Origin of the sequence: Stenotrophomonas sp. HMWF003 (genome assembly GCF_003061285.1) — a bacterium.
Classification (GTDB): domain Bacteria; phylum Pseudomonadota; class Gammaproteobacteria; order Xanthomonadales; family Xanthomonadaceae; genus Stenotrophomonas; species Stenotrophomonas maltophilia_AP.
This window is the reverse complement of record NZ_QAIW01000233.1, coordinates 1-2588: the sequence shown is the minus strand read 5'-3', so window position 1 is coordinate 2588 and position 2588 is coordinate 1. Positions and strand designations below refer to the sequence as shown.

Below are 2588 nucleotides of genomic sequence, written 5' to 3'. Positions count from 1 at the left end.
CTTCACGTCGTCCGCCGCCCTGCGCGCCGGCGCCGTCTCCCCCTTCCTGACAGGACACCCCCAGCCATGACTCCCTTGATCTTCGTAACCGGCGGCGTAGTGTCCTCGCTCGGCAAAGGCATTGCCGCCGCGTCACTTGCCTCCATCCTTGAAGCCCGTGGCCTCACCGTCACGATGATGAAGCTCGACCCGTACATCAACGTCGACCCGGGCACCATGAGCCCGTTCCAGCACGGTGAGGTCTACGTCACCGACGACGGCGCCGAAACCGACCTGGACCTGGGCCATTACGAGCGTTTCGTGCGCACCCGCCTGAGCCGCAAGAACTCGGTCACCACCGGCCGCATCTACGAGAACGTGATCCGCAAGGAGCGCCGCGGCGACTACCTGGGCGCCACCGTGCAGGTCATCCCGCACATCACCGACGAGATCCGCCGCTGCATGGACGAGGCCACCGAAGGCTTCGACGTGGCCCTGGTCGAGATCGGTGGCACCGTGGGCGACATCGAGTCGCTGCCGTTCCTGGAGGCGATCCGCCAGGTGCGCACCGAGCGTGGCCCGGAAAAGGCGCTGTTCATGCACCTGACCCTGGTGCCGTACATCGCCGCCGCCGGCGAGCTGAAGACCAAGCCGACCCAGCACTCGGTCAAGGAACTGCGCTCGATCGGCATCCAGCCGGACGTGCTGCTGTGCCGCTCCGAGCAGGTGGTGCCGGATTCGGAACGCCGCAAGATCGCCCAGTTCACCAACGTCTCCGAGCGCGCGGTGATCAGCGTGCCCGACGTGGACGTGCTGTACCGCATCCCGATGGGCCTGCACGCCCAGGGCCTGGATGACATCGTCATCAACCAGTTCAAGCTCGGCGACAAGGCCGGCCCGGCCGACCTGCACGAGTGGGAAGCAGCGGTGGACGCCACCCTGCACCCGCTGGACGAGGTCACCATCGCGGTGGTCGGCAAGTACGTCGACCACCAGGATGCCTACAAGTCGGTCGGTGAAGCGCTCAAGCACGGCGGCCTGCGCCAGCGCACCAAGGTCAACCTGAAGTGGCTGGAAGCCCAGGACCTGGAAGGCAGCGACATGGGCGCGCTGAAGGACGTCGACGGCATCCTGGTGCCCGGCGGCTTCGGCGACCGTGGCTTCGAAGGCAAGGTGCTGACCTCGCAGTTCGCCCGCGAGCAGCAGGTGCCGTACTTCGGCATCTGCTACGGCATGCAGGCGGCCGTGGTCGATTTCGCCCGCCACGTGGCCGGCCTGGACGGTGCCAACAGCACCGAGAACGACCGCCAGTCGCCGAACCCGGTGATCGGCCTGATCACCGAATGGCGCACCGCCACCGGCGACGTGGAAAAGCGTGACGACAAGAGCGACCTCGGCGGCACCATGCGCCTGGGTCTGCAGGAGCAGCGCCTGAAGCCGGGCACGCTGGCCCGTGAGCTGTACGGCAAGGACGTGGTGTCCGAGCGCCACCGCCACCGCTACGAGTTCAACAACCGCTACCGCACCCAGCTGGAAGATGCGGGCCTGGTGATCGCCGGCAAGTCGATGGACGACACCCTGGTGGAATTGGTGGAACTGTCGCGCGACCAGCACCCGTGGTTCCTGGCGTGCCAGGCCCACCCGGAGTTCCTGTCCACCCCGCGCGACGGCCACCCGCTGTTCATCGGGTTCATCCGCGCCGCGCGTGAGCGCAAGGCCGGTACCAAACTGGACGCAGGCGCCTGATCGCGCCGTGCACCGGTCGCCCTGCCGGGCGGCCGGCATGAGCCGGGACCCCAAGGCGGTGCGGGACGTGCGCCGCCGCTGGCGCACCTGGCCCTGGGGCTGGGCCGCGCTGCTGATGTCGATCGGCGCCTGGGCCTGCACCTTCATGCTGGTGGTGCTGGTGATGACCAGCATGGGCATGCCCGGCGATGGCAGCCACGCCCTGCAGGCCACCGCCCCGTACCTGTATTTCACCCTGGCGCTGGGCATCGGCCTGCTGCTGGGCGGCGGGGTCGCCAGCGTTCTGGCCCTGCGCCTGCGCCGGCAACCGGCCGGGGGCGTGTGCGCGCTGATGTTGATGGCGCTGCTAATGGTGGCGCTGCTGGTACCGGCGCTGTTCTAGGCCGCTGTCGCCGCTGCCTGCCCGCACGCCGATTTGGCAAGCGGCAGGTGGATGGCGATAATCACGCGGCAGCTTTTTCAGCGCTCCTTTTCTGGCGTTTCCCCTTCCTGACTGGTAACCGGCCCACCATGACCACGATCCGCAGCATCCACGCCCGTGAAATCCTCGACAGCCGTGGCAACCCCACGCTGGAAGCCGATGTCATCCTCGAGGACGGTTCGTTCGGCCGCGCCGCGGTTCCGTCGGGCGCCTCGACCGGCAGCAAGGAAGCAGTGGAGCTGCGTGACGGCGACAAGACCCGCTACCTGGGCAAGGGCGTGCGCAACGCCGTGGCCAACGTCAACACCGCCATCGCCAACGCGCTGAAGGGCTATGACGCCGCCGACCAGGAAGGCCTGGACCGTCGCCTGATCGACCTCGACGGCACCGAGAACAAGGGCCGCCTGGGTGCCAACGCGCTGCTGGCCGTGTCCATGGCCAC

At 68.1% G+C, this 2588-nt stretch carries 2 protein-coding genes and 1 pseudogene; all 3 read left to right on the top strand.

The window, feature by feature from the left end:
- Nucleotides 1–66 precede the first annotated feature (66 nt).
- A complete protein-coding gene (locus DBR34_RS09610; protein WP_128096617.1) occupies nucleotides 67–1725 on the top strand; it encodes a CTP synthase in 1659 nt (552 codons plus the stop codon).
- 37 nt (nucleotides 1726–1762) lie between these two features.
- Entirely contained in the window at nucleotides 1763–2107 is a 345-nt protein-coding gene (locus tag DBR34_RS09605; RefSeq protein ID WP_128096616.1) for a hypothetical protein, read from the top strand.
- A 128-nt stretch (nucleotides 2108–2235) separates the two neighbouring features.
- Nucleotides 2236–2588: pseudogene (gene eno, locus DBR34_RS09600) on the top strand (phosphopyruvate hydratase); the annotation flags it as partial.

Coding starts and splice junctions, on each gene's coding strand:
- DBR34_RS09610 (WP_128096617.1), top strand. CDS start 67: ATGACTCCCTTGATCTTCGTAACCGGCGGCGTAGTGTCCTCGCTCGGC.
- DBR34_RS09605 (WP_128096616.1), top strand. CDS start 1,763: ATGAGCCGGGACCCCAAGGCGGTGCGGGACGTGCGCCGCCGCTGGCGC.